Below are 19,308 nucleotides of genomic sequence, written 5' to 3' on the forward strand. Positions count from 1 at the left end.
CAATCCTTACAGCGATCCGGGACGGCCAGCCCGCCTGGCCCCCGCGCGCGCGTCGGGGCACGGATATTGCGGCCATTGCAGGCATGAACATCACCGGCCCGGCGCGCCTGCGGCGGTTGCCGCACGGGCCCGCCGCACCTGGCAGTGCGGCGGAGGACGCCCGGGCCCCACAGCCAGGAGGCAACCATGTTCAACTTCCGCAACGAGCGCAGCCGCAGCGGCCCCCGCAGCGGCAGCGAAACGCAGCGCCGCGAGCGCGGCCCGGCGCAACGGACGCGCGACCAGGGCCGGGGCAGCGGCTCGGAGGACTGGGGACAGGAATGGGGCGAGGACTGGCGCGGCGACAGCAGCGGCCAATCCGCGCCTCCGGGCCGCGAACGCGAGTCCGATCTCCATGGCGGCCCGTGGTACCAGCAGGACACGCCTGCCGGCCAGCGCCGCGGCAGTTGGGGCGAACCGGGCTATGGCGCGGCCGACACGGGCGGCACCGGCCATCCGTACAGCAGCGGCTATGGTGGCTACCGGCCGGCCCCGCAGGACAGCGGCTACCGCAGCGAAGAACGCGAATCGGGCTATGGCTACCGCGATGAAGACCGCTTCGGCCCGCGCGGACGCCGCAGCGAACTCAGCGATGAGGATGACCCGCGCCAGCCTGGCCGCGGCTGGCACGGTGGTGAAGAAGAATGGGGTGAACGCGGCGGCCGCGCCATGCACTGGCGCGAAGGCATGGAACGCGACCGCGCGCAGCGCGCCGGGCAGCCGAGCTATGGCGGCGGCTATTTTGGCGATGCCGGCAGCGGTGGCCAGTCGTACAGCGGCGGCCAGCGTGTGTACCCGGATGATCCGGGCTACCGGCGCCACGCGTCCTATACGGCGCAAGCGGGAGCGCCAGGCGGCCAGCGCGCCGGGCGCCGTCCGGTCGGCCCCAAGGGCTACCGCCGCGCCGATGAGCGCGTACGCGAGGATGTGTGCGAACGCCTGGCGATGAACCCCTATGTCGATGTCCACGATGTCAGCGTGGAAGTGGCCAACGGCGTGGTGACGCTGGACGGCACCGTGCGCGAGCGCCGCGAGAAGTACGTGATCGAGGACATTGCCGATGCCGTGTTCGGCGTCACCGAGGTGAATAATCACCTGCGCGTGCAGCGCCAGCCAGGCGCCGCGTGGGCGGCGGGCTCCGAGGTCGGCGGCGACGATGCGGCCGGCACCGATACTTCGGGGATCTCGCCTGAGCGCACGCTGAACAAGAGTTGATGCGCCCATGCGCCGCCAGCCTCGCAAGCTGTGCCCGGACAGCAAGCTGATGGTGCCGCTGGATGCCCTGCGTCCCACCCAGATCACGGTAGGCGGCTACCACGTCGCGCAGAAGGTCCATGTCACCCGGCGCGTGCCACCGGAGGACCGCGCCGCGTTCCTGGACCGGCACCGCGTACACCTGGTGATCGGTCCGGAACAGGCCCTGTACGTGGTCGATCACCATCACTGGGTGCGCGCCTGGCACGATCTGGGGCTCACCCATGTGCCGGGCGTGGTGCGCGCCGACCTGAGCGACATGGACGTGCCGGCGTTCTGGCGCCACATGGTGGCCGAGCACATGGTCCACCCTTACGACGAACACGGGCGCCGCCGTCCGCTGACGGAACTGCCTGCCGGCATCCACGACATGCGCGACGACCCGTATCGCAGCCTCGAGGCCTTCGTGCAGCTGGCCGGCGGCTATCGCAAGGTCAAGACCGCCTATATGGATTTCCGCTGGGCCGACTATTTCCGCCGCCACGTGGCGGGCCCGTTCGACACCCCGCATCACTTTGCCATCGCGCTGGCGCAGGCGTTCCGGCTGGCCCACGCCGCGGGCGCGCGCGGCCTGCCGGGCTACATCGGCCCATTGGGGTGCTGAGCCGGTTCAGCTGTCCTGGCCTGCTGCCATCGACATGGCGCAAGCCGCTATTGGGCGCCGGATACCGCCGCCGGCACGCTTGCGGACTCGGCCTGCGGCATGCCCGGCTCGCCGGTGGCCGCCTGCGGTGCGGGCCGCTCCGCGGGCCGCTCGGCGCGCTCGGCGCTGACCGGGCCGGCGCGCGCGACGGTGATCATCTCGCGCAGCCAGTTGACCAGCAGGCTGCTGTAGCCGCGCTGGCTTTCCTCTTCCGTCAGGCCGTGGTCGGCACCCTTGATCACGCGGTAGGTCATGGAGCTGGCGTGCACGCAGGCATCCACGTAGCTCATCACCGCGGCGTGCGGCACCACCTGGTCGTGCTCGGATTCGATCACCAGCACGTCGCCGGCAAATTCCGCGCAAGCGCGCAGGGCGCGGTTGCTCTCGGGCGGCACCACGCTGCGCCGGTAGGCCACCAGGTCCTGTTCGCGATGCAGCTGGCGCTTGGGCAGTTCCCAGCCCGAGTCCATGTACAGCGCCGGCGCGCGGAACGCCATCCAGCGCACCTGGCGCAGCGTGCTCAGCAGCGCAGCCAGGTAGCCGCCGTAGCTGCTGCCCACCACCGCGATGGCGTTGCGGTCCACTTCGGGCTGGCGCACCAGCACATCGTAGGCGGCCACCACGTCGGCCAGGTTGCGCATGCGGCTGACGGTCTCGTATTGCGCCTGGGTGCCGGCGTGCCCGGTCAGGTCGAAGGTCAGGCAGACGCAGCCCAGGCCTGCCACCTTGCGCGCGCGGGCCAGGTATTGCTGCTGGCTGCCGCCCCAGCCGTGGACAAACAGCACGCCCGGCAGCCTGGTTTGCGGGCTGATCAGGGTGCCGGCAATGGTGCCGCCTTCGCTTTCTATCTGCAGCAGGTCTTCATGCGTTGCCATCGGAATCAGGCTCCAGTCGTGCGTATTTGGTCAACGGACCGGCGTGCCGGTCTTCTCCCTGGAAGTAGATCTCGGCGTCGTCCGGCACGCGCACGCCCTTGCCATAGACCTCGCGCGTGGCAGCCACCACGCGGGCGCGGCGCGGATCCTCGCGCAGCGCGGCCAGCGCCGCCAGTTCGGCGCCGGTCGCGCCGCCCACCCGCCAGGACTGTTCCAGCACGCCCCCAAGCACCTGCCCGTGGCCGGCGCTGCCCGCGGGCGGGCCGAAGGCGACGTCGTAGTTGCAGCGCGACAGCACCATGTTCCCGGCATCGCCATAGCACGCGAGCGCGGCTTCGTGGTACACCATCGCGGCCCGCACCGCGGCCAGCGTGCGCGCGTCGAACGGGTGCCGCAGCAGCGCCTCGAGGCCGCCGCGCACCATCGTCAGCGTCGAGCCACCATAGACCTTCTGCCCGTGGTTGTTGGCAGTGAGCCCTTGCGTGCCGCAATAGCTGGCCCGCAGGCCCGCCAGTTCCACCTGCCCCACGCTGTAGGTCTGCGGCGCGTCCAGGTCGCGCCCCGCCACCAGGCCATGGGCTTCCACCACGTCGGGCGCCATCGCGGCAAGCGCCTCGTCCAGCGAGCGTTCGTCGTGGACCACGCGCTGGCCCAGCCCGCCGACGCCATACGGTTCTTTCAGCCGTACCGGCCCCAGCGCCAGCAGGCGCATTGCCGCAATCCGCGCGTCGCCGAGCGTGAAGGCGGTGAAGCCCGGCAGGGTAGCGCCCACCACGCGCTGCACAAAGTCCTCGGACCAGCCCTGCGGTGCTGCCGCGCCGGGTGCCACCAGGCCGTGCGTGATCGCCTTGGTGGCCACGAAGGCGTAAGGCACCACCCCGCCAAACAGGTCGCCCGCGCCCCGCACGCCGAGGTCCTGGGCCAGCTTGCGCCCCACCAGCGTCTGCGCGGGCACCAGGTACGGCACAGGCAGCCCCGCATCAGGCGCGGCGTAGGCGCCTGCAAAGGTGAGACCCGCGATGTCGGCGACCTTGCGGGCAATATTGGCAAGGGTCGTGCCATGGTGGCTGTCGGCCTTGCCCAGGGTCTCGCAACCGTAGACCATCACCGCGCGGCTGCGCGCCGGCAGGTTGCCCGGGGCGGCGCGCTTTTGATTCGTTGCCTTGCTCGGTTCGGACACGGGCGGCTCCTTGCTGGTGGCTGTCGCTCGATGGAATGGAAGGGGCCGCATGGGCTAAGAGCTGGGTGCCACGGTGGGTGAGCGGCTCCCGGCATCGCTGCCGTCCAGCCGGCGCCCGCGCGCTGCGCGCGCCTGCCGCTTGGCGGCGTGGTTCTCGCGCGCCTCGTCCAGCGAATGGCTCGACTTGATACCGTCTTCCTTGTCAGCCAGCTCGGCCAGGTGGCGATAGAAGGTCACCAGCTGGCGCAGCTCTTCCTCGTCCAGGTCCTCGATCGACACCAGCATATTGCTGGCTTCGCGGTGCGAGGCGAGCAGTTCATTGAGCTTCAGGTGGACCGCGACCGCGTCCTTGTTCTGGCTCTGCTGAATCAGGAACACCATCAGGAAGGTGACGATGGTGGTGCCGGTATTGATGACCAGTTGCCAGGTCTCGGAATAGGAAAACAATGGGCCGGTGATGGCCCACGCGGCCACCACACCGACGGCCAGCACGAATGCGACCGGCGATCCGGCCTGGCGCGTGGCCGCGCCGGCGAAGCGGTCAAACGCATGCAGCAAGCCATGCTTGCCGGATCCGGATCGATGGTCAATGCCTGGAGGGATTGGGCTGGAATTGTTCATTGTTGGCGCTCCCACAGAGTTGTGGCTTGTTTGTGATTGGCGTCATTTGGTGGCTTATGGCGCTTGGCGGGCGTGGCTCTTTGGCTTGGTGCCATGCGGTCGGTTTTCGCCCTTGGCGGGCGTGGCTGTTTCGCCGGCGTAGCCGGCGAGTCACTTTTTGTCCGAGCGACAAAAAGTAACCAAAAAACGCGTCGCCTGAGCGGCTGGCAATCAATTCCACGGCGTTGGTGGTTCGCACGGTGGTGCTTGCCGTTCGGCGTGGGTGCCCGTTCGACCCTGCTAACGCCATGTGAGTGTGGGGCAGTGCCTCCGTTAACCCACTATTGAACGATCCCCATGCAGGGTGTAGGCCGCCTGCTGCCAGCCGCATCGCGGGGACGCCTACGGCTGCTACGCAGGCCCAAAATGCGCTGACGGTCATTGGGCGCTTGCGCGAAGCGCAGCCGAAGGCGTTGATGCGATAACGCTAGAGAGCGCGGGCCACCGCCCGACTTGGGGATCGTTCAAAAGCCGGTTATCGCAGGCACTGGCACACACTCACATGGCGTTAGCAGGGTCGAACTGCGACCACATCCAAACGGCAAGCACGGCCGCCCATATGACCAACGCCGTGAAATTGATTGCCAGCCGCATAGGCGACGCGTTTTTTGGTTACTTTTTGTCGCTCGGACAAAAAGTGACTCGCCGGCTACGCCGGCGAAACAGCCACGCCCGCCAAGGGCGACAAGCGACCGCATTGGCGCCAGCCTAAAGGGCCGTCGCCCAATCCCCATCACCTCCTCCTCTCATCCCAAGGGTCATACCGATCCGCCTCCCAATAAGGCGAAATCCCGTAATACTGGTGAATGCTGGTCGCCCACTGCGAATCCGCCATGCTGGGCCAGTGGTCCTTGTCAAACCCCGGCGCGGCCTTGAGCCGATCCCTTTCAACACCAAGCACAAAACACTTGCGCCGCGTATCGAGCGTGAGCGCCGACCACGGCAAGGCGAAGAGTTTTTCACCAATGCCAAGGAAGCCGCCCATGGCCAGCACCGCGTAGGCCACGCGCCCACCCAGCACGTCGATCATGATGTGGTCGATGGTGCCGATATCGTCGCCGGCGGGGTCAACCACCTTGTTGCCCTCGAGCGTGTCGGCTGCCATCACGAATGGGCCAGGGCCCGGGGAATCGCGGTCGATGCCGCCGACGATGGATGCGCCGTGCGGCGGCCGTTCTTCAGGGGGCTCAGGTTGGACTCGGGTCATGGCTATCTCCGTTTGGCGGGCCGCGGCGCGGGGCCCTGGGTAGAATCCCGCCGCGGCACCTGGACTCAGGGTTGCGGAAATGCGCTTCAGCGCTTGCTGGCCGACCCCTTGCGCTGGCCGGCCGGCTTGGCGCCCACGGGCTGCTCGTCACTGCCCCGTTTGAGCTTCCAGTCGACATCGTCGCGCGCGGTCTGCGTCTTCTTCTCGGCGTGCATGGCTGCGCTCGGCGAGATCGGGTCGCTGGCCGGGAACGTCATCTCCAGCGAGTCGTCCACGGCGGCCTGGTAGGTCTTGGCTTCCTTGCCCCGTTGCTTGTCGCCTGCGGCGGCCTTGCTGCCTGCGTGGGCCTTGCCCGCGGATGGCCCGCTCATGCGGGCAGCCAGGGACTTGTCGGATTTCGCGCCGGACGGCTTGTGAGCAACCTGCGCGGCCTTGTCGGATTTGCGGCTGGCTTTGGGCATGGTTGTACCCTCCTTGGTTGGGTCATTCATCCATGCAAGGCGCGGGCCAGAAACGGGAAAGGACAGGAGAGTGGCGGGGGAGCGGTGCGGGCGCTGCCGTGACGCCGCAGGTATGGCAAGTGCAACCAGGGCCGGCCGGCAAGCGCTACGCGTAGCGCACGCGACAGGCCGGTAAAAACTACATGAATGCGCGGCGCCGCTTCAGGCGCTCATGTGGCGCGGGAACCTGACGGCGATGCAAACCCTGATCCGGTCGTTATCGCAGCCATCGCTTTCCGCGCTCAGCGCCGCCCCGTGCATTTCGACCATGCGGCGCGTCAGCAGCAGCGCGCTGCTCTGCCGGGCCGGGGTCGCGCCGTCCGGCGCCGCCCGGCGCCCGAAGAAATCGGTCAGCGCGGTCAGCCGGCTGGCGCTGCGCTGCTGGTCCAGCGGCGGGCTCTCGGTAATGCGCAGCTTCACGTGATCCGGCTCGCTCAACACCTGCACGCCGACCGAGCCGCCGGCCGGCGCGCGCCAGATGCAATGCACCAGCAGGTGCCGCAGCAGCGGGGCCAGCCGCTCGGCGTCGCCATCGATCAGATAGGCTGCTTCCGACGAATCCGCCGCACCGTCAGTGGCGACCGGCGACAGCAGCACGCCACGGGCTTCGGCGGTGGGACGCCGGTCGGCAATGGCCTGGGCCGTGAGCGCCAGCAGGTCCAGGCGCTGCCAGCGCGGTGCGCTCTCGTCGGCCAGCAGCCGCACGGCCTCTTCCATCTCCTCGATCAGCGCCAGCTGCTGCTGCATGCCGAAGCGAATCCCGTCCAGCGCGCGCTGCGCGGGCGCCGGCATGGTATCGAAGGCACGGTCCAGCACGTAGGCCCAGCTCTGGATGGCGTTCAGCGACGAACGCAGGTCATGCGCCGATTGCTCGATCAGCGCGCTCACCTCTTGCACGCTGCGCACGGCGCCGGCCGGCGAGGAAAGCGGAGCGTCCGGCATCGCGGATTGCGGGGGGTGCTGCGTCATGTGCGGCTCGGCATTGGCACGTCCCCGGCCGGATTGGCCGGGTTGTATGCGTTGGAGGAAGCAAGAAACGTGCTGCACAGGGCGCTGCGGCTCACTGGCACGGGCCCGATCCCCGCTAACGCAGGCGCTGCCTCACGCCATCAGCCGGTAGCCGACGAACCGGTGTCGTTGCGCGAGGCGCGCAGCCACTCTGGCAATTCGCCGCGGGCGGCATAATCTTCCAGCCGGTTGTACAAAGTCTTCAGGCTGATGCCGAGGATCTCGGCCGCGTGCTTCTTCACCCCCGCGCATTGCTCCAGCGTGGCGAAGATCAGCTGCCGGTCGGCATCGGCAAGGGACATGCCCACCGGCACCGACACCACCGCCGCGCCCGGCGCCTGCGTGGCCGCGACCTGCAGCGGCACCTGCACTTCGGTGATGAGGTCGTCGTCGGACATGATGAAGGCGCGCTGCACGAAGTTGCGCAGCTCGCGCACATTGCCGGGCCAGGCGTGCAGGCGCAGGCTGTCCAGCACATTGGGCGCGAAGCGGCGCTGGGTGCCCTGCTCGGCATTGAGCTGGTCCAGCATCAGGTTGGCGATCTGGATCACGTCGTCGCCGCGCGCGCGCAGCGGCGGCAGTTCTACCGGGAACACGTTCAGCCTGTGGAACAGGTCCGCGCGCAGCTTGCCGTCGGCCACCGCATCTTCAGGGTTGCGGTTGGTGGCGGCCAGCACGCGCACATCGGCATGGCATTCGCGGTTGGTGCCCACGCGCATGAAGGTGCCGGTCTCCAGCACGCGCAGCAGCTTGACCTGCAGCTCGGCGGGCATCTCGGTGATCTCGTCCAGGAACAGAGTGCCGCCGTCGGCGCGCTCGAAATAGCCCTTGTGCTGGCGGTCCGCGCCGGTAAAGCTGCCGCGCTCGTGGCCGAACATCTCGCTTTCAATCAGCGTGGGCGAGATCGCGCCGCAGTTGACCGCCAGGAACGGCTGCCGCCGCCGCGACGAGAGCTCGTGCACGGTCTGCGCGGCCAGTTCCTTGCCGGTGCCGCTTTCGCCGATCAGCAGTACCGTGGCTTCAGTCGGGGCCACGCGGGCAAGCTGGTCGTAGACCACCTGCATCACTTCGGAACTGCCCATCAGCCGGCCGAAGCGGCCGTAGCGGCGCAACTCGCCGCGCAGCGAATGGATCTCGGCGCGCAACTCGCCGGTGGTGGCCAGGCGCCTGAGCACGGTCTGCAGCCGCGCCACGTTGATGGGCTTGACCAGGTAATCGGTGGCACCGGCGCGCAGCGCTTCGACCGCGCTTTCCACACTGGCATAACCGGTCGTGAGGATCACTTCGACGCCCGAGGCGCCAACCTCGTCGAACAGCTCCATGCCGTTGCCGTCCGGCAGGCGCAGGTCCGCCACAATCGCCTCCGGCATGCGCCAGCCGATCTGCAGCCGTGCCTCGCGCAGGGTGCCCGCCGTGGCGGAGCTGAAGCCTTCCATGGCCACGATCTCGGCTAGCGCGGCACATGCGTTTTCGTCGTCATCGACAATCAGGATGTGGGGCATACGATCCGTCAGTGAGACCTATTGGAAACTTGGGCGAAATCCGCTGGCGCCTCCGTTCGCGGGCCACGGCGGTCACGCTGCCGGGCTCGGGCACGCCCGCCGCCACGCTCCATGCAAGGCGTGGCGCGACAGGCACAGGGGCGGCACGGGTTTCGACTGCGACATTGTCAGTCGGTTGCACAAGTCCACTGCGTAATGCCAGTCTAAGCGCGGGCAGGCACGGTCGTTGCCGGTGTCCGTCTGACACAGCTGTCGGATGTTTCCGCGCGGGCTCAGACACCTATGGCAAGCCCCTGCGCCAAAGGCTAGCATAGGAACTTCTCACGACAAGCCCGCCCCCGACCGAGGCCTTCATTGTGCCCGTGACCGCCAGTACATCGCGGCGCAGCAACGCCGCTCTCTCTGGGCAGCCCGCCAGCCACGCCGCCAGCACATCCGAGCCGGCGCGCGAGCCCGCGCCGCGCCGTGCCATACCCTCGCAGGTGTCGCTGCTGTGGGAAAGCGCGTCGCCCGCCATGCAACGCCTGCTGGCCCAGATCGAGCGCGTGGCGCCCACCGATGTCACCATGCTTGCGGTAGGCGAAAGCGGCTCCGGCAAGGAAGTGGTGGCGCGCGCGGTACATGAGCGCAGCGCGCGCCGCAACGGCCCCTTCATTGCGGTCAACTGCGGGGCGATCCAACCCACACTGATCGAGTCGGAACTGTTCGGCCACGAGAAAGGCGGCTTTACCGGCGCGATCGAGCAGAAGGCAGGCTACTTCGAGCAGGCCCATGGGGGCACGCTGTTTCTCGACGAAGTCACTGAAATGCCGCTCGAGATGCAGATCAAGTTGTTGCGGGTGCTGGAAGGCCGCACCTTCCACCGCGTCGGCGGCGACACGCCCATCGCCACCGACGTGCGCATCCTGGCAGCCACCAACCGCGACCCGGTCGAGGCAGCGCGTGCCGGCCAGTTGCGTGAAGACCTGCTGTACCGGCTGGCCGTGTTCCCACTGCATATCCCGCCGCTGCGCGAGCGGCCCGACGATATCGTGCCGCTGGCACGCCACTTCCTGGCCGAGTACAACGCCATGGAGCGCACCGACAAGGCCTTCTCGGCCGCCTCGCTGGAGCGGCTGGTGCGCTATGACTGGCCGGGCAATGTGCGCGAGCTGAAGAACGCCGTCTACCGCGCCTTTATCCTGGCCGACAAGGTCGTGGAGATCGGCAACCCCAACCTGGCCACGCAGCCGCCGCGGCCCACCACGGTAGACGGCGTGGTCAGCGTGCGCGTCGGCACCACGCTGGCCGACACCCAGCGCGAAATCATCATGGCCACGCTGGCGCGCTTTGACGGCGACAAGCGCCAGGCCGCGCGCGCGCTCGGCATCAGCCTGAAGACGCTGTACAACCGGCTGGACGCCTACCGCTCCTTGTAAGGCAGCGGCGCGGCCAGCGCGCGCGACAGGGCCTCGATCGCCAGCGGCTTGGTCAGGTAGGCATGGAAGCCGGCCAGTTCGCTGCGCCGCTGGTCTTCGGCAGTGCAGCGCCCAGTCAGCGCCAGGAACTGCACCGCGCGCGGGGCGCACGCCTGGCGCAATGCCGGCAGGACTTCAAAGCCCGACATGTCGGGCATTTCCAGGTCGAGCAGCACGCAATCCGGGCGGAATTCGGCAACCAGGTCCAGTGCCTGCTGGCCGCCATGGGCGGCGCGCGCCTCATGGCCGAGCAGGCCCAGCAGCTCGGCCATGCTGTCAGCCGAATCGGCATTGTCGTCCACCACCAGCACGCGGCGCCGCGGCACCGGCCCTGGCGGCGGCGTGCCGGCCTCGCGGCGGCGGGCGCTGGCGCGCGGCAGGATCACGGTGAAGGTGCTGCCCTTGCCCGCGCCACCGCTGTCGGCCTGGATCGCGCCGCCGTGCGCTTCCACCACGGCCTTGGCCAGCGCCAGCCCGATGCCCAGGCCGCCGCGGCTGCCGGCGCCGGCCTCCTGCGCGAACAGGTCGAAGATGCGGTCCAGCGCCGCCGGCGCGAGACCCCGGCCGGTATCCGACACGGCGGTGATCACGCGCGCTGACTCCACGCTCACATGCACGCTGACGATACCGCCGCGCGGGGTGTACTTGACCGCATTGCTGAGCAGGTTCAGCAGCACCTGCCCCAGCCGCGCGGCGTCGGCGCGCACATAGGGCGAGCTTGCCGGCAGCGCCAACACGAGCCGCTGGCCGGCGGCTTCCAGCACCGGGCGGATTGCCTCGATGCTGGTGGTTACCACGTCGTTGTACGAGGTGGGCGTCAGCTCCATCTTCAGCTTGCCGGCGGTCACGCGGCCTACGTCGAGCAGGTCGTTCACCAGCCGCTCCAGCTGGTGCAGCTGGCGGTCGATGATCCCGGCGCAGCGGCGCACGCGCGTGTCGGCATCCGGGGTCAGCTCGATCACTTCGACTGCGTTGCGCACCGCCGCCAGGGGATTGCGTAGTTCATGCGCCAGGATGGCCAGGAACGATTGCAGCCGGCGGCTGCCGGCCTCCAGCATTTCCAGCCGCAGCGCATCGCTCAGGTCGCGCACGGTCCACAGCAGGCTGGTCGGGCAGCCGGCGGCGTCGCGCACCAGCACCATGCGCGTATGGCAACGCACCACCGAGCCGTCCTTGCGTGCCACGCGCTCTTCGCCGGCCCACTGGCCGCACGCGCGCGCGGCTTCCAGCGCCGCGCGGTCGCGCCCCGCGGCGGCATCCTGGCGGGAATAGAGCAGTGCCAGCGGCTGGCCGACGGCTTCGGCCTCGACGTAGCCGGCCAGCGCCTGCGCGCCGACGTTCCAGCTGCGGATGGTGCCGTCCAGGTCAAGTTCGCACACCGCGGTGCCGGGCAGGTTTTCAGCCAGCAGCCGCATCCGGGTATCGGCGAGCCGGGCATGCTCGGATGCAGCCTGCTGCACGGTAATGTCGCGGCACGACACGATAAAGCCGGCGGCCTGGCCTGCCGCGGACTCCACGGACGAGGCATCGCCATGCCTGGCCGCTACGTCCGGCCCGTCGGCAGCGCCAATGGCCCGCATGAGGCAGGACGCCTGCAACAGGCTGCCGTCGCGCCGCACGCGCCAGCCCTGGTCGCGCGCGCTGCCTCCGAGTGCGGCCGCCTGCAGCCATTGCTGCGGCAGGCCGGCAGCGACATCGTCAGGACGATGCAGGCAGGAAAAGTGACGGCCGGTGATTTCCTCGGCGCTGTAGCCGAACACGCGCCGCGCGGCATCCGGCCACATCGCAATACACCCGTGCGCATCAGTCTCGAACACGGCGCAGTCTTCCACCGCGTCGAGCAGGCGCCGGTACTGTGCCGCCAGCAGGAGGCCGGCATCGTCCGCCAGGGTGCAGTCCGGCTCGCCGACGAGTGACGTACGGATGCCTTTTGCCGCATGCGGCTCGGACATGAGCATACCTTCTGTGTGATGGGGAAGACAGCAGGCCCCGTGCGCGGGCGGCCTGGCGCCGCCGCCCGGCGGAGGCCCGAATGCCCGCAACTGCGGGCATTCGAGTCAATGATAGGCGTTCGCGGCCCACGCGCCACCAATGTGCGCAGCACAGGACACTAGCGCTTGTGCCGCAACTGGTACACCGCGGCAACCGCGGCGGAGGCGCCCACCACCAGCGCAGTGGCCAGCATCGGGTGCCGCGCGGTGGTGGTGTAGGGGCAGGAGTGCAGCGCGTTGTGGCTGCCGCTGCGTTCCTGCAGGCCGCTGCCGCTGCCATACAGCGCGTTGTCCTCGAGCGGACCCGCGGGGTGATGCGTCTGTTGCGCGCGGCCCATGAAGCGGCGCATGAAGCGGTCGAAGGTGTGCGGCGCGTGGTACGCCGCGGCCGAGAACGCCTTGGCGGCAGCACCGACGAAAAGCTCGCGGCGCGGGTTCGCGGCAGCAAACAGGATCGCGTCGGCCGCCAGCGCCGGGTCATACAGCGGCGGCGGCATGCGCGGCTCGACATCGAGGAAATTCTTGGCGTGCATCGCCAGCGGCGTTTCCAGTCCGGCAGGCTTGATCAGCGTCACGCTGACCGGCGCCTGCTCCTGCTCCAGTTCCAGCCGCAGCGAATCGGTAAAGCCCTTGATCGCGTGCTGCGAGGCCGCATAGGCGCTCTGCAGCGGCAGCGGGCCGTCCGCCGCCTCGCTGCCCATGTTGATGATGGCGCCGCCGTGCTCGCGCAGGTGCGCGGCCGCCGCCAGCGAGCCATGCACGGTGCCCCAGTAGTTGGTATCGAACAGCCGCCGCTGGTCTTCCAGCGGCACGTCGCAATGGCGGCCGAAGATGGTCACGCCGGCGTTGTTGATCCAGGTATCGAAGCCACCGAAGCGCTCGATCGCAGCCTGCGCCACCTTGCCAACCTCTTCATGCTTGCCGACATCGGCCACCACGGTGATGACTTCATTGCCATGGTCGCGCAGCTCTTCGGCCAGCTGGTGCAGCGAGCCCTCGCTGCGCGCCACCAGCACCAGCCGCGCGCCCTGCTGCGCCGCCTTGCGCGCCGTCACCAGGCCCACGCCGCTGCTGGCACCGGTCAGGACGATGACCTGCGAGCCAATGTTCTTCAGGGTTGGTTTCATCGCCGCTTCTCCTCGGGGAGGCCCGGCACGGTGCCGGGCATGCCGCTGGGGAGTCGCAAGGAGCGTTCCTGTCCGGGGCGGCCCTGGCTGGCGGCGCCACGGCAGGCGGGCTGCCGCAGATTTACAACACCCGGTAAGAACCACATGGCGCGACGCGCATGGGGCTGCCGCCGGGCGCTGTAGGACGGGCGCCGATTTCAGCGGCGGCATGTGCTGCCTAAGCTGGATACATCCCACCTAACCGGCGACAGCAATGGCCAAGACCACGCGACCGACAGCGCCAAAGGATCCAGGCAAACGCCGCGCCGCGGCAAAAGGCGCCGGCAAGCCCACCGGCAAGCGCGCCAGCACGGCCCGCCCGGCGGCACGCGGCGCGCCAGCCGCCAAGGCCGCTCCCGCCGCGCTCGATAAATACCGCCGCATGCGCGACTTCGGCGCCACGCCTGAGCCCAGCGGCGCCGCGCGCACCCGCGGCAAGGTGCACAAGCGCGCCGGCGAGCTTTCCTTCGTGATCCAGAAGCACGCGGCGCGTCGGCTGCACTATGACTTTCGCCTCGAACTCGGCGGCGCGCTGAAAAGCTGGGCCGTGCCCAAGGGCCCGAGCCTGGACCCGGCCGACAAGCGCATGGCCATCCATGTCGAGGACCATCCGCTGGACTATGCCGGCTTCGAGGGCGTGATCCCCGCCGGCCACTATGGCGCCGGCACGGTCATCGTCTGGGACCGCGGCACCTGGTTGCCGGTAGGCGATGCCGAGGCCGGCTACCGCGCCGGCAAGCTGAAGTTCGAGCTGCGCGGTGAAAAGCTGCACGGTCACTGGACCCTGGTGCGCATGCACGGCAGCCGGCAGAAGGAGCAGGACGCCTGGCTGCTGATCAAGGAGCGCGACGAGACCGCCGTGCCGGCATCGGAGTTCGATGTGGTCGAGGCCTTGCCGGACAGCGTGCTGGGCGGCACGCAGCGCAAACCCGCGGCAAAGCGCGCGAAGTCCGCGCAGCCGCCTGACGAAGCCGCACCAGATGCACACGGCACGGCGAAATCCCTGAAGCCGCCGCGCGGCGCGCCGCGCGCGGCCTTGCCGCTGGCGCTGGCGCCGCAGCTGGCCACGCTGGTGGAGCAGCCTCCGTCCGACGCGCAGGCGTGGCGCTACGAGATCAAGTTCGACGGCTACCGGCTGCTGGCCCGCATCGACGGCAAGGATGTGCGCCTGTTCACGCGCCAGGGCAACGACTGGACCAGCAAGCTGCGTGCGCTGGCGCGCGACGTCGGCACCCTGGGCCTGCCCGATGGCTGGCTCGATGGCGAGATCGTGGTGCTCGGCAAGCATGGCGCGACCGACTTCCAGGCGCTGCAGAATGCCTTCGATACCGCGCGCGTCGAGGGCATCCAGTATTTCGTGTTCGACCTGCCCTACTTTGCCGGCCATGACCTGCGCAAGGTACCGCTGGTGGAGCGGCGCGCCCTGCTGCGCCGGATCTTCGCGCACAACACCTCGCCGCGCCTGCAGTTCAGCGAGGACTTCGAGGCCGGCCCTGCCGACATGCTCGAGGCAGCCTGCCGCATGAAGCTTGAAGGCGTGATCGGCAAGCGCGCCGACGCCGCCTATGTCAGCGCGCGCACCAGTACGTGGATCAAGCTGAAATGCACCTTGCGCCAGGAGTTCGTGGTGGCGGGCTTCACCGACCCGAAGGGCAGCCGCGCCGGCATCGGCTCGTTGCTGCTTGGCGTGCACGACAGCGGCGGGCGGCTGCGCTACGCGGGCAATGTCGGCACCGGCTTCGACGCGCGCACGCTGGGCGCGCTGCGCACGCAGCTGGACGCGTTGCGCGCCGATTCCGCGCCCTTTGAGAACGTGCCTGCAGGCGTAAAGGGGCACTGGGTGCGGCCAAAGCTGGTGGCCGAGGTCTCGTTCGGCAGCTGGACCCGCGAAGGCCGCGTGCGCCATGCCGTGTTCCACGGCCTGCGCACCGACAAGCCCGCGCGCGCGGTGTCGGTGGAGCGGCCGGCAACGCCGGCGGCCAACGGCAAGCCCGCGGCAACCACGGCAAAGCATGCCGGCACACGGCCGAAGGCCGCGGCAAAGCGCACCACCGCCGCCGGCGGCAAGGTCGCGATCAGCCATGCCGAGCGCGTCATCGACACAGCATCCGGCCTGACCAAGGGCGACCTGGTGCGCTACTACGAACGCGCCGCGCCGCTGATCCTGCCGCACCTGCGCGGGCGACCGATCGCGATGGTGCGCGCGCCATCGGGCGTGGGCGGCGAGCAGTTCTTCCAGCGGCATAGCGACACGCTGCGGGTGGACGGCCTCAACGTGCTCGATCCGGGCCTGTGGCCTGGGCATCCCGCGCTGCTGGAAATCGCGTCGGCCGAAGCCCTGGTGGCCGCGGCACAGCTCAATGTGGTGGAGTTCCACACCTGGAACGCCGGCAAGCGCAGCATCGAGCGCCCCAACCGCATCGTCTTCGACCTGGACCCGGGCGAAGGCGTGCCCTGGCCACAAATGCAGGAAGCCGCCGCGCTGATGAAGGCGCTGCTCGATGAACTCGGCCTCGCCAGCTTCCTGAAGACCAGTGGCGGCAAGGGGCTGCACGTGGTGGTGCCGATCACGCCGCGTGCCGGGTGGGACGAGGTGAAGGCGTTCGCGCATGACGCGGTGCGCCATGTCGCCGCCACCGTGCCGCAGCGCTTCGTGGCCAAGAGCGGTCCAAGCAACCGCGTTGGCAAGATTTTCATCGATTACCTGCGCAATGGCATAGGCGCCACCACGGTGGCGGCATTCTCGGCGCGGGCACGCCCGGGGCTGGGGGTATCGATGCCGGTGTGGTGGGAGGAACTCGATAGCCTGCAAGGCGCGGCGCAGTGGACCGTGGCCAATGCCGGCCCGAGGCTCGACGCCGTGGCGGCAGACGACCCATGGGCGGATTACGCCGAAACCCGGCAGGCGATCACGCGCGCCGCGGCGCGACTGGCACGCGCCCGATAGCCCCCGTTCCCGCCGGAGATCCACAGCAGTCGCCAAGCGGCACATTTCTTGCCGCATCCCGGTCATGACACACGGCCCGGCACCCCCGCCGCGTGCGCCACGTTGCACTGTTGCCAGTGCAGCGACGACATGGAGACGTGATGATGAGCCAACTCAGGATCGCCGCGAAGATTCGAGCCACCGCTGCCGCGCCACGCAACCGCCGCGCCTTGCGCCACCTGCTGGTTTCCTGCGCGATGCTGTCCTTCGCCGCCAGCCCGGTGCAGGCACGCCTGCCGGCACCGACGCCCGAGCAGCAGCAGGCCGCCGAAGCCAAGAAGTCCAAGGAAGCCGAAGCGGCCAAACAGCAGGCCGAGGCATTAAGCCGGGTCCAGGACCGGATCGCTGCGCGCTTTGGCAAGGGCGCCACCGGCGGCGGCACTACCGAGCCCGGCAAGATCCCGCAGAAAGCTGTCGAAGCAACCGGCTCAGCCGGACCGCACGGCGGCACCTCCCCCAGCGCCGAAGCGCATGGCGGCGAGGCGGCCCGCCGCTGAAGCGCGCCACGCATGCCACGCGGTTGCCGCGCTGCGTGCCGGGCGACGCCTGCCCGGCACGCCTCTTGCCACTCTGCCAGCGCAACAGCCTGGCAAAGACCGCAGGCGTGCTGATGCATAAGGGGGAATGGCGATGGACGACTTCTGTGCGCATGTAATACCTACAATCGGCGGCCGCGCCGGCGCGGCAAAGCTTGCAAGCGGGGCAGCGCGGCCGGCGCGGTTTTACACGGCGCCGCCGCGGACCATCCCGGGCCCTGAGCAAACCTCCGCGCGGGCGCGCAAGCGCCTGTCAGCGTGATGCCATGACGCCGCATGCCGCCAACCCGGCCCCGCTGATCCTGAATGTCGATGACCGCGAGGGGCCGCGCTACGTCAAGAGCCGCATCCTCCATCGCGGCGAGTATTCCGTGATCGAGGCCGCCACCGGCCATTCGGCGCTGTCGCTGGTGCGACAGCATGCGCCGGTGCTGGTGCTGCTGGCCGCACGCCTGCCCGATATCAGCGGGCTGGAAGTCTGCCGGCTGCTCAAGGCCGATCCACAGACCGCGCACACGCTGGTGCTGCTGACCTCGCCAGGGCTGGCGCAATCGCGCCAGCGCGTAGAGGCGCTGAACTGCGGCGCCGACGGCTACCTGGTCGAGCCTGCCGAGCCGGAAGAGGTGTTGTCGAGCATCCAGGCGCTGCTGCGGCTGCGCGGGGCAGAGGACGCCTATCACCGCACCTCGCGGGCACTGCATGAGCATGAAGACATGTTCCGCCAGCTGGCCGAATCGCTGGCCGACGTGGTGTGGATCCTCGACCCGGCCGAGCCCCGCCTGCTGTTCGCCAGCCCCTCGCTCGCCACGTTGTGCGGCCATAAGCCCGAGCAGCTGACGCAAGAGCCGCGCCGCTGCCTGGAGCGCGTGGCGCCGGCCGACCGTGCGCGCGTGGAAGCGGCGTTCGCCAGCATGCTGGGCGACGGCAGGCTGGACATCGAGTTCCGCCTTGCGCGCCCCGATGGCGAGCTGCGCGATATCCGCGCGCGCGCGTTCCCGGTACGCGGCGCGGAAGGCCAGCCGGGCGACGACCGCACGCCGCCGTTGCGCATTGCCGGCACCTGCCAGGACGTGACGCTGCAAAACCGTGCCGGCCGCGCGCTGCATGACGAGGAACGGCGCAAGGACCAGTTCCTGGCGATGCTGGCGCATGAACTGCGCAATCCGCTGGCGCCGCTGCGCAGCGCCGCGGACCTGTTGCAGCAGCTCTCGCCCTCGCGCGAGGACATGTTCCGCGCGCGCGACATCATCGGCCGGCAGCTGCACCACCTGACCCGGCTGGTGGACGAGCTGCTCGACATCTCGCGCTTCAACCAGGGCCGCATCACGCTGCGCGAGGACCTGGTGGAACTGCGCACCGCGCTCAATACCGCGGTGGAAGCCGTGCGCCCCACGATGGACGCCTGCGGCCATACGCTGCGCCTGTCGCTGCCCGAGCAGCCCCTGCCGGTACGTGGCGACCTGGTGCGCCTGGCGCAGATCTTCAGCAACCTGCTGCAGAACGCCGCGGCCTACACGCCCGCCGGCGGCCAGATCGTCGTCGATGCCAGTCTCGAGGACGGCGCGGCGAACACCGCGCCCGATGCCGCGTCCGGCGCCCGCGTCACCGTGCGCGTGCGCGACAACGGCGCCGGCCTGTCCGAGGCACTGCAGCGGCAGCTGTTCGATCCGCTGGCCGCGCGCGACGACGGCACCCAGCCCGAACCGCCGCGCAGCGCGATCCAGCAGGACGGTCCCGGCATCGGCCTGACGCTGGTGCAAAAGCTGGTGCGGCTACATGGCGGCACCATCCGCGCCGACAGCCCCGGCCCCGGACAGGGCAGCACCTTCACCGTGACGCTGCCGGTAGAGCCGTGGCAGAAGTGGCACCCAGGCTCCGGCCGCACCGCGCCGCACCGCGGCGTGCCGCGCCGGATCATGGTGGTGGACGATAACCCTGACGCGCTCGAGGCCATGATGATGACGCTGCAGACACTTGGCCATACGGTGGTGACCGCCGCCGACGGCCCCAGCGCGCTGGCGCGCGCCACCGATGCCCGGCCGGAGGTGGTGCTGCTGGACCTGGGCATGCCCGCCATGGACGGCTTCGAGACCGCGCGCCGCCTGCGCGCGCTGCCCGAGATGCGCGGCGCCACGCTGGTGGCGCTGACCGGCTTCGGCCAGCCCGAGGACCGCCGCCGCGCGCTGGAAGCCGGCTTCGACCAGCACCTGGTCAAGCCAGCCGACCTGGACGCGCTGACACGGCTGCTGGATGCACTCAGCGCGGACCATTCCTAGCGCGATGCCGATGCCAGCCGCCGCTCCC

The 19,308-nt window shown here is 69.5% G+C and carries 15 protein-coding genes; 6 read left to right on the forward strand and 9 right to left on the reverse strand.

All coding sequences use genetic code 11. The features are described 5' to 3' along the window. Nucleotides 1-186: 186 nt before the first annotated feature. Together C265_RS19495 and C265_RS19500 are read left to right on the forward strand one after the other, a co-directional pair. Nucleotides 187-1,254, forward strand: a complete 1,068-nt coding sequence (locus C265_RS19495) for a BON domain-containing protein (RefSeq protein ID WP_010810658.1) — start codon at nucleotides 187-189, stop codon at nucleotides 1,252-1,254. 7 nt (nucleotides 1,255-1,261) lie between these two features. Next, nucleotides 1,262-1,897 (forward strand): ParB-like protein, encoded by a 636-nt coding sequence (locus tag C265_RS19500; RefSeq protein ID WP_010810659.1) that lies wholly within the window; start codon nucleotides 1,262-1,264, stop codon nucleotides 1,895-1,897. Between the two features lie 47 nt (nucleotides 1,898-1,944). Here C265_RS19500 and C265_RS19505 read toward each other — a convergent pair whose 3' ends face one another. From C265_RS19505 to C265_RS19535, 7 genes are all read right to left on the reverse strand, one after another. Continuing rightward, complete coding sequence (locus C265_RS19505; protein ID WP_010810660.1) at nucleotides 1,945-2,811, reverse strand: S9 family peptidase; 867 nt, start codon at nucleotides 2,809-2,811, stop codon at nucleotides 1,945-1,947. Further along, complete coding sequence (locus C265_RS19510) at nucleotides 2,798-3,991, reverse strand: DUF3182 family protein (RefSeq protein WP_010810661.1); 1,194 nt, start codon at nucleotides 3,989-3,991, stop codon at nucleotides 2,798-2,800. Before C265_RS19510 ends, C265_RS19505 begins: the two co-directional genes overlap by 14 nt. Before the next feature lie 54 nt (nucleotides 3,992-4,045). Beyond that, nucleotides 4,046-4,612, reverse strand: a complete 567-nt coding sequence (locus tag C265_RS19515) for a low affinity iron permease family protein (protein WP_037024718.1) — start codon at nucleotides 4,610-4,612, stop codon at nucleotides 4,046-4,048. Nucleotides 4,613-5,384: 772 nt separating this feature from the next. Then, the gene (locus tag C265_RS19520; protein WP_010810663.1) at nucleotides 5,385-5,858 is read right to left on the reverse strand and encodes a PRC-barrel domain-containing protein; all 474 of its coding nucleotides are present in this window, start codon (nucleotides 5,856-5,858) and stop codon (nucleotides 5,385-5,387) included. 86 nt (nucleotides 5,859-5,944) lie between these two features. After that, nucleotides 5,945-6,319: a hypothetical protein gene (locus tag C265_RS19525; protein ID WP_010810664.1), complete on the reverse strand. Its 375-nt coding sequence runs from the start codon at nucleotides 6,317-6,319 to the stop codon at nucleotides 5,945-5,947. A 201-nt stretch (nucleotides 6,320-6,520) separates the two neighbouring features. After that, nucleotides 6,521-7,327 carry a HAMP domain-containing sensor histidine kinase gene (locus C265_RS19530; RefSeq protein WP_011617805.1) on the reverse strand — a complete coding sequence of 269 codons (807 nt, stop codon included), beginning with the start codon at nucleotides 7,325-7,327 and terminating at the stop codon, nucleotides 6,521-6,523. A gap of 140 nt (nucleotides 7,328-7,467) precedes the next feature. Then, on the reverse strand, nucleotides 7,468-8,868 hold the full coding sequence (locus C265_RS19535; protein WP_010810666.1) for a sigma-54 dependent transcriptional regulator: 1,401 nt from the start codon (nucleotides 8,866-8,868) through the stop codon (nucleotides 7,468-7,470). A gap of 356 nt (nucleotides 8,869-9,224) precedes the next feature. On the opposite strand from C265_RS19535, the gene C265_RS19540 reads away from it, so the two are divergent. Beyond that, nucleotides 9,225-10,286, forward strand: coding sequence for a sigma-54-dependent Fis family transcriptional regulator (locus C265_RS19540; RefSeq protein ID WP_011617806.1), 1,062 nt, complete (start codon nucleotides 9,225-9,227; stop codon nucleotides 10,284-10,286). On the opposite strand, the gene C265_RS19545 is transcribed toward C265_RS19540, so the two are convergent. Together C265_RS19545 and C265_RS19550 are read right to left on the reverse strand one after the other, a co-directional pair. After that, a complete protein-coding gene (locus C265_RS19545) occupies nucleotides 10,271-12,277 on the reverse strand; it encodes an ATP-binding protein (RefSeq protein ID WP_010810669.1) in 2,007 nt (668 codons plus the stop codon). The genes C265_RS19540 and C265_RS19545 overlap by 16 nt on opposite strands. A gap of 158 nt (nucleotides 12,278-12,435) precedes the next feature. After that, nucleotides 12,436-13,443: an SDR family oxidoreductase gene (locus tag C265_RS19550; RefSeq protein WP_010810670.1), complete on the reverse strand. Its 1,008-nt coding sequence runs from the start codon at nucleotides 13,441-13,443 to the stop codon at nucleotides 12,436-12,438. 253 nt (nucleotides 13,444-13,696) lie between these two features. Here C265_RS19550 and ligD point away from each other — a divergent pair, with 253 nt between their 5' ends. The 3 genes from ligD to C265_RS19565 all read left to right on the forward strand — a co-directional run bounded on the left by ligD (nucleotide 13,697) and on the right by C265_RS19565 (nucleotide 19,280). Then, nucleotides 13,697-16,429: a DNA ligase D gene (gene ligD, locus C265_RS19555; RefSeq protein ID WP_010810671.1), complete on the forward strand. Its 2,733-nt coding sequence runs from the start codon at nucleotides 13,697-13,699 to the stop codon at nucleotides 16,427-16,429. A gap of 140 nt (nucleotides 16,430-16,569) precedes the next feature. Beyond that, nucleotides 16,570-16,965, forward strand: a complete 396-nt coding sequence (locus C265_RS19560) for a hypothetical protein (protein ID WP_010810672.1) — start codon at nucleotides 16,570-16,572, stop codon at nucleotides 16,963-16,965. A gap of 305 nt (nucleotides 16,966-17,270) precedes the next feature. Beyond that, nucleotides 17,271-19,280 carry a response regulator gene (locus tag C265_RS19565; RefSeq protein ID WP_010810673.1) on the forward strand — a complete coding sequence of 670 codons (2,010 nt, stop codon included), beginning with the start codon at nucleotides 17,271-17,273 and terminating at the stop codon, nucleotides 19,278-19,280. The last annotated feature ends 28 nt before the right edge of the window (nucleotides 19,281-19,308 follow it).

This window comes from Cupriavidus sp. GA3-3, from assembly GCF_000389805.1.
Classification (GTDB): domain Bacteria; phylum Pseudomonadota; class Gammaproteobacteria; order Burkholderiales; family Burkholderiaceae; genus Cupriavidus; species Cupriavidus necator_D.

What these genes read in the sequence shown, in the direction of transcription:
- C265_RS19495 (WP_010810658.1), top strand. Translation starts at nt 187, where the DNA reads ATGTTCAACTTCCGCAACGAGCGCAGCCGCAGCGGCCCCCGCAGCGGC.
- C265_RS19500 (WP_010810659.1), top strand. Translation starts at nt 1,262, where the DNA reads ATGCGCCGCCAGCCTCGCAAGCTGTGCCCGGACAGCAAGCTGATGGTG.
- C265_RS19505 (WP_010810660.1), bottom strand. Translation starts at nt 2,811, where the DNA reads ATGGCAACGCATGAAGACCTGCTGCAGATAGAAAGCGAAGGCGGCACC.
- C265_RS19515 (WP_037024718.1), bottom strand. Translation starts at nt 4,612, where the DNA reads ATGAACAATTCCAGCCCAATCCCTCCAGGCATTGACCATCGATCCGGA.
- C265_RS19520 (WP_010810663.1), bottom strand. Translation starts at nt 5,858, where the DNA reads ATGACCCGAGTCCAACCTGAGCCCCCTGAAGAACGGCCGCCGCACGGC.
- C265_RS19525 (WP_010810664.1), bottom strand. Translation starts at nt 6,319, where the DNA reads ATGCCCAAAGCCAGCCGCAAATCCGACAAGGCCGCGCAGGTTGCTCAC.
- C265_RS19530 (WP_011617805.1), bottom strand. Translation starts at nt 7,327, where the DNA reads ATGACGCAGCACCCCCCGCAATCCGCGATGCCGGACGCTCCGCTTTCC.
- C265_RS19535 (WP_010810666.1), bottom strand. Translation starts at nt 8,868, where the DNA reads ATGCCCCACATCCTGATTGTCGATGACGACGAAAACGCATGTGCCGCG.
- C265_RS19545 (WP_010810669.1), bottom strand. Translation starts at nt 12,277, where the DNA reads ATGTCCGAGCCGCATGCGGCAAAAGGCATCCGTACGTCACTCGTCGGC.
- C265_RS19550 (WP_010810670.1), bottom strand. Translation starts at nt 13,443, where the DNA reads ATGAAACCAACCCTGAAGAACATTGGCTCGCAGGTCATCGTCCTGACC.
- ligD (WP_010810671.1), top strand. Translation starts at nt 13,697, where the DNA reads ATGGCCAAGACCACGCGACCGACAGCGCCAAAGGATCCAGGCAAACGC.
- C265_RS19560 (WP_010810672.1), top strand. Translation starts at nt 16,570, where the DNA reads ATGATGAGCCAACTCAGGATCGCCGCGAAGATTCGAGCCACCGCTGCC.
- C265_RS19565 (WP_010810673.1), top strand. Translation starts at nt 17,271, where the DNA reads ATGACGCCGCATGCCGCCAACCCGGCCCCGCTGATCCTGAATGTCGAT.